Genomic DNA, 7,285 nt, shown 5'->3' on the forward strand with positions numbered 1-7,285 from the left:
TATATGTAAGTTTGACCCTTCAAAAACTAGGCCGTAATTATACAAAAATAGCACATAAGCATTGTATTTAAAGACTATTCATATCGCTTTTTTTTCCTTTTTTCTAACAATTGGAACAACTGTATCTTTTGCACAAGAGATTGCTATAAAGGATACTTTACAAGTAAATGCCAATGACTTATTAACAATTAAAGATTCAACCAAAGTAGATTCAACAACAAAAAAGAAATCAATATTAGAAGGTATTGTTAAACGAAAAGCTACCGGTTACGAAAAAATAGATCAACAAAAAAAAGAATTAACTTTATATAATGAAGCCGAACTTTATTATCAAGATATTGAGTTAAAGGCAGGAATCATTGTTTTAAACTATGAAAAAAATGAAGTTTATGCTGGCCGATTAAAAGATAGTTTGGGTAAGTATTACCAAGCTCCTTCTTTTAAACAAGGGGCTAATCTGGTAGAACCTGATTCTATTCGATTTAATACCAAATCAAAAAAAGCATTAATTTGGAATTCAAGAACAAAACAAAATGATTTAAATATTAAAGCAGAAGTTTCTAAAAGAGAAAATGATTCTGTTATTTTTATGAAAAATGCTCGGTTTACAACGGCAAAAGATGTTGATAATCCAGAATATTATTTTTTAGCGCGTAAAATTAAATTTGTTCCCGGTAAAAAAGTTGTTGTAGGATTAACAAATCTAGTTATTGCAGATGTGCCAACACCTATTGGCCTTCCATTTGCTTACTTTCCAATGTCGCAAGAAAGTATTTCTGGTTTCATTATGCCTACTCCAGGCCAGAGTAACACACAAGGATATTTTTTACAAAATGGAGGCTACTATTTTGCATTAAGCAAACATTATGATTTAGCTGTTTTAGCAGATTATTATACCAATGGTAGTTATGGATTACGTGCAGAAAGCAGTTACGGTCTTCGATATAAATTTAGTGGTAGAATTAATTTGCGATATGAAAACCAAATTCAAAGTGAACGTGGGTTTCCTGATTATGCCAAATCAAAACAATATAGCATTCAATGGAGTCATAGTCAAGATTCTAAAGCATCGCCAAGTTCTAGATTTTCATCTTCTGTAAATATTTCAAGCAGTCAGTATTTTAAAAACTCACTAAGTTTGTCAAACATTGGAGCATCTATAAATAATAATTTATCATCTTCAGTTTCCTTTTCTAAAACTTTTGCGACAGTACCTCAAATAAACTTTTCTGTAACGGCTACTCATTCTCAAAACACCAATACAGAACAAATTAACATGACTTTACCTACATTGCAGGCAAGTGTTGATCGTATGTATCCATTTGCACCAAAAAATGGAACGAAAAAAGGTTTTTTTCAAAATATTAATTTGCAGTATAATTTAAATGGTAAAAATAATATTGTAACAACTGATTCCTTATTTTTTAAACCTCAAATGTTTAAAGACGGCAAAGCGGGTTTTCAGCACACTATACCGATTGGCACAAACTTTAAATTGTTTAAATATATAAGTGCAAGTGCCAACTCTAATTTTACCGAAACTTGGTCATTTAATTCCGTTAGAAAAGCTTATAGCAGCACCGAAAACAAAGTTGTTACATCAAGAGTTAATGAGTTTGGAGCTTTTAGAACTTATAATTTTTCTTCAAGTTTAGGAACTACTATTTATGGAACTTTTGATTTTGGTGAGGATAAAAAAATACAAGCAATACGACACGTAATGCGTCCTAATATTTCATACAACTACAGCCCAAGTTTTGATCAATATTATGATACTTATGCCATAGATGCAACAGGTACCACTATGGAAGAGTATACCCGTTTTGAAAGTGGTATTTATGGTGCTCCTGGTAAAAACAATTCAAGCAATATAGGATTTGGACTTAGTAATACATTTGAGGCTAAAGTTAAAAAAATTGATAAAATAACTGGAAAAGAAGAAATTAAAAAAGTTAAATTACTCAACAGTCTAAACTTATCAACTTCGTATAATATAATTGCAGATTCTTTAGCATTGCAGCCCTTATCTATTTCAGGAGGTACAAATTTATTTAAAGATAAAATGTCGATAAATTTTGGGTCTCGTCTTGATCCATATGCAATTGATAATAGCGGTCGTAGAATAAATACATTTAATATAGACAATGGTGGCAGTCTTTTTAGAATGACAAGTGCTAATATGCAAATAAATTATTCATTAACGAGCAGTGATTCAAGTGATGAAAATACTGCTAAATCTCAAAACGAGTTAAATGGTGGAAGAGCTGATGATTTGTTTGGAAGGTCTACAGATTTAAATGACAACAGACAAACGTTGTTTGATGACACAAAAAAGGATGAAAAAGATAATACAGAAAATGAATATTATAACACAAAGCTTCCGTGGGATCTGCAATTTGCTTATTCTATAACTTATAACAACAATAACAGGCAAAGTGAAATAAGTAATAATTCATTAATGGTTTCGGGAAATATTGAGTTAGCTCCAAGATGGAAAGTTGGGATTTCGACAGGTTATGATTTTGCAAAAAAAGGAATTACATTTTCACAATTTAGATTTGAAAGAGATTTAGAAAGTTGGCGCATGAGTTTTAACTGGGTTCCTTATGGAACAAATGCCTACTGGGGCTTTTTTATAGGTGTTAAGTCGTCTATATTAAGTGATATCAAGTGGGATAAAAATAAAATTCCAGATCGTGTGTTGCAATAAAAAAAACAGTTTCTTAAGAACATAAAAACACATACTATTATGAAAAAAATCATTTATACAGAAAAAGCTCCTGCTCCTATTGGCCCTTATAGTCAGGCCGTATTAGTTGGAAACACATTATACACATCGGGCCAAATAGCTATAAATCCAGAAACTGGCGAGTTGGTTTTAGAAACTATAGAAGAAGAAACTGAGCAGGTAATGAAAAATTTAAAAGCTGTTTTAAAAGCCGCAGAAATGACTTTTGAAAATGTTGTAAAAACAACAATTTTTATAATGAACATGGGCGATTTTTCGAAAATAAACACCATTTATGGCTCTTATTTTGATGAAAAAACGGCACCAGCTCGAGAAACCGTTCAAGTTGCTTTTTTACCAAAAGGAGTAAATATTGAAATTTCGGTTTTGGCTATAAAGTAAATAAAAACAGATTTGATTTAAATTACTCAAATCTGTTTTTTTACAAAAATATTTTATGATAAAACTTTAGCATTTTTAACTTTTTGGTCTAAAATAGCTATATCAATAACTTCACTCATTTTGTCAACATAATGAAAAGTAAGTCCTTTTAAGTAAGTAGGATTTATTTCTTCAATATCTGGTTTGTTTTCTGAACAAAGAATAATTTCTTTAATATTAGCTCTTTTTGCTGCTAATATTTTTTCTTTAATTCCTCCAACAGGCAACACTTTTCCTCGCAAAGTAATTTCTCCAGTCATGGCAATATTTTTCTTAACTCTATTTTGAGTATACGAAGAAACCATTGAGGTTAACATTGCAATACCAGCACTTGGTCCGTCTTTTGGTGTTGCACCTTCTGGCACATGAATATGAATGTTGTTTTTTGTTAATATATCTTCTTGAATTCCTAAAAGTAATGCGTTTGCTTTTATATATTCTAATGCAATAGTAACAGATTCTTTCATTACCGTTCCAAGGTTTCCTGTCATGGTCATGTTTCCTTTACCTTTTGAAACTAATGATTCAATAAATAATATATCACCACCAACTGAGGTCCAAGCTAAACCCGTAACAACTCCAGCAATATCATTGTTTTCGTATTTGTCACGTTCTAAACGAGGTGATTTTAATACTTCAACAATATCTTTTACAGCAACTTTTATACTATATTCTTCTTCCATTGCAATTGATTTTGCAGCATTTCGAACCATTTCAGCAATTTTCTTTTCTAATCCACGTACTCCAGATTCGCGTGTATAACCCACAACAATACTTTCTAATTCTTTTTTGCCAATAGATAAATCTTTTTTGTTTAATCCGTGCTCTTTTAATTGTTTTGGTAACAAGTGTTTATGCGCAATTTCAATTTTTTCTTCAATGGTGTAACCCGACATATTAATAATTTCCATTCTGTCTATCAATGCCGGTTGAATAGTCGACAGGCTGTTCGATGTGGCTATAAACATAACTTTTGACAAGTCATACCCCATTTCAAGAAAATTATCATAAAAGGAGTTGTTTTGCTCAGGATCAAGCACTTCTAATAAAGCTGAAGAAGGGTCTCCGCTATGCCCACTGCTTAATTTATCTATTTCATCTAAAACAAAAACAGGATTAGAGGTTTTGGCTTTTTTTATGGATTGAATTATTCGACCCGGCATGGCACCAATATATGTTTTTCTATGGCCTCTAATTTCAGCTTCGTCTCTTAATCCACCTAGTGATATACGAACATATTCGCGTCCAAGCGCCTCAGCAACAGACTTTCCTATAGATGTTTTACCAACCCCAGGAGGCCCGTATAAGCAAAGAATTGGTGATCGCATATCGTTTCGCAGTTTTAAAACAGCTAAATGTTCTATGATTCGTTTTTTTACATCATCTAAACCAAAATGATCTCTATCGAGGATTTTTTGAGCCCGTTTTAAATCAAAATTATCTTTTGAAACTAAATTCCATGGCAGTTCTAAATATAATTCTAAATAATTACGTTGAATACCAAAATCGGGAGCATTAGGATTTGTTCGTTGTAATTTTAATAATTCTTTTTGAAAGTTTTTTTCAACTTTTTCATTCCATTTTTTTGTCTTTGCTTTAATTCGCATTTCTTCAATTTCTTCATCATATGAAACACCTCCAAGCTCTTCTTGAATGGTTTTCATTTGTTGATGCAAATAGTATTCTCTTTGTTGCTGGTCTAAATCAGTTCTTACTTTTGATTGAATATCATTTTTAAGTTCTAACTTTTGCAATTCTAAATTCATATATCTAAGAGTTTCTAACGCTCTTTCTTTTAGATTTCCTATTTGCAATAAATCTTGTTTTTCCTTTACACTCAAATTCATGTTTGAAGAAACAAAATTGATTAAAAACGGATTACTATCAATGTTTTTTATGGCAAAAGTAGCCTCAGAAGGAATGTTTGGACTTTCATTAATAATTTCAATAGCCAATTCTTTTAATGAATCTATAATAGAAGTAAATTCGGCATCAGAAGTTTCGGGTCTCTTTTCCACAACTTCTTTTATAGTAGCTCTTAAGTAAGGCTCTTCTTGTGTTATAGAATCAATTTCAAATCGTTTTTTTCCTTGTAAAATTACGGTTGTATTGCCATCAGGCATTTTTAATACCCTTATAATTTGTGCAACTGTTCCTACTTTATGAATATCATTAGCTGTTGGTTCCTCAACATCTTCGTCTATTTGAGATACTACGCCTATTATTTTTCCAACAGAATTGGCGTCATTTATTAGTTTGATCGATTTATCTCTTCCTGCCGTTATAGGTATTACAACACCGGGAAATAAAACTGTATTACGTAACGGAAGAATTGCCAAGTCTTGAGGCAAAATTTCGTTATTCATTTCTTCTTCATCTTCCGGAGTCATTAACGGAATTAATTCTGCGTCAGATTGCATTTCTTGAAGTGACAAATTGTCAATAGAAAATATTTTTTGATTCGACATACTAATATTAAGTTTTTTTGTCATTATTAATTATGAATAAATACGCTTTCAGAAGCACTAAAATAAGTTAAAGCTATAGAAATCAGCATTTAGTAAATTATAAACACTAATAATTCAACTTATTAAATCAAGTTTTATGCCATAAAAAAACCATCTACTAAATCTGTAAATGGAGTTTTGTTTAAAGCTTAAATTTATATATTATTGTTTGGTGTAAACAAACGTTAAGTCTGAAGTTAAATAAACAGGATTACCGCCCGAAGTTCCCACAACTTCGCCATCACTATACGATAGCGTTAGTGTGTTTCCATTATATACAAATGTATCAGTATAAGAAACTCCTGCATCTTGATAGGTAAAAGTTATGTTGATTCCGTTTTGAGCCCAAGAACCTGAATAATCAGGATCAGAAAAACAAGAAACAACAGCATCTGTTCCAATTCCATCTATCTCAATACCTTTAGAATTTGAGATAAAAGTATTAGCTGCACTTAAAACAATAAAGCTATTATTAAAACAGTTTGTTTCATTCATTTGATTTATAGAAGTTGTGCCATCCCCATTTAAATCTGTAGGAACAGATGTAATGAAAGATGTTAATAAATATGTGCCCGAAACTCCTGTTGAAACATTTGGTGCTAGTAAAGGATCTATAGTTTCAATATCGCATGACATTATTGAAGTAATGGAAATTAAAACGATTAAACTTTTTAACAGTAATGATTTGTTCATTTTTATATATTTTTTCAAATGTATACTTTTTTATTTTTTTGGCACTATATTTCCTACTTTAGTTAATAAAAAAACACCTATAATAAAAAATAATGCCAAAAAAACTATTGCATTTCGCATGGAGCCTGTAATTTGATCAATAGTAGCAAAAATGATCATTCCTATAACAATTCCTATTTTTTCTGCAACATCATAAAAACTAAAAAAAGATGTTGTATCCTTCGTTTCAGGTAATAATTTTGAATATGTTGAACGTGATAACGATTGAATGCCACCCATTACTAATCCTACAAATCCAGCAGTAATATAAAATTGAACGGGGTTTATAACAAAAAAGGCAAAAACACATATAATGGCCCAAATGGAATTAATTATAATTAAGGTTTTTATGTTGCCTAATTTTTCAGATATCTTTGATGTAGCAATTGCCCCAATAACAGCAACTAATTGAATTACTAAAATACTTGTTATTAATCCTAAAGTTTTTTCATCATCATTTTTCCAAGCTATTTCTTGTTCACCAAAATAGGTTGCCACAAGCATAACGGTTTGAACAGCCATACTATAAACAAAAAAACTTTGTAAATATTTTTTTAAAATGCTGTTTTCTTTTAATTGATGCCACACTTTTTTTAACTCTTTATACCCATTAAAAATCACATTTTTGGTTACCTTATTTTTTTTAACACAAGAAGGCAGATAATAAAAGGTGTATTGGCTAAAAAAGATCCACCAAATACCAACGGAAATAAAAGAATATTGCATTGCTTTCAAAGATGCCTCTTCACCTAAAATTCCAAATGATTCGGGCTTCATGACCATCGATAAATTAAAAACCAATAAAATAACACTTCCAATATAACCTAAGGAAAACCCTTTTGCACTTAATTTGTCTTGCTGTTCTGGAAAAGCTATA

Annotated in this window: 5 protein-coding genes; 2 read left to right on the forward strand and 3 right to left on the reverse strand. The window is 30.8% G+C overall.

Features of this window, described 5'->3' with window-relative positions; translation table 11 throughout:
* Positions 1–61: 61 nt before the first annotated feature.
* Together AABM47_RS06525 and AABM47_RS06530 are read left to right on the forward strand one after the other, a co-directional pair.
* Entirely contained in the window at positions 62–2,710 is a 2,649-nt protein-coding gene (locus AABM47_RS06525) for a putative LPS assembly protein LptD (protein WP_338410120.1), read from the forward strand.
* 39 nt (positions 2,711–2,749) lie between these two features.
* Entirely contained in the window at positions 2,750–3,130 is a 381-nt protein-coding gene (locus AABM47_RS06530; protein ID WP_338410121.1) for a RidA family protein, read from the forward strand.
* Positions 3,131–3,183: 53 nt separating this feature from the next.
* Here AABM47_RS06530 and lon read toward each other — a convergent pair whose 3' ends face one another.
* The 3 genes from lon to AABM47_RS06545 all read right to left on the reverse strand — a co-directional run.
* Complete coding sequence (gene lon, locus AABM47_RS06535) at positions 3,184–5,637, reverse strand: endopeptidase La (RefSeq protein ID WP_338410122.1); 2,454 nt, start codon at positions 5,635–5,637, stop codon at positions 3,184–3,186.
* Positions 5,638–5,838: 201 nt separating this feature from the next.
* A complete protein-coding gene (locus AABM47_RS06540; RefSeq protein WP_338410123.1) occupies positions 5,839–6,369 on the reverse strand; it encodes a hypothetical protein in 531 nt (176 codons plus the stop codon).
* Between the two features lie 30 nt (positions 6,370–6,399).
* On the reverse strand, positions 6,400–7,285 hold an 886-nt coding region (locus AABM47_RS06545; RefSeq protein WP_338410124.1), incomplete at its 5' end, for an MFS transporter.

It is taken from the genome of uncultured Flavobacterium sp., from assembly GCF_963925415.1.
GTDB lineage: Bacteria > Bacteroidota > Bacteroidia > Flavobacteriales > Flavobacteriaceae > Flavobacterium.

What these genes read in the sequence shown, in the direction of transcription:
- AABM47_RS06530 (WP_338410121.1), top strand. Translation starts at nt 2,750, where the DNA reads ATGAAAAAAATCATTTATACAGAAAAAGCTCCTGCTCCTATTGGCCCT.
- lon (WP_338410122.1), bottom strand. Translation starts at nt 5,637, where the DNA reads ATGTCGAATCAAAAAATATTTTCTATTGACAATTTGTCACTTCAAGAA.
- AABM47_RS06540 (WP_338410123.1), bottom strand. Translation starts at nt 6,369, where the DNA reads ATGAACAAATCATTACTGTTAAAAAGTTTAATCGTTTTAATTTCCATT.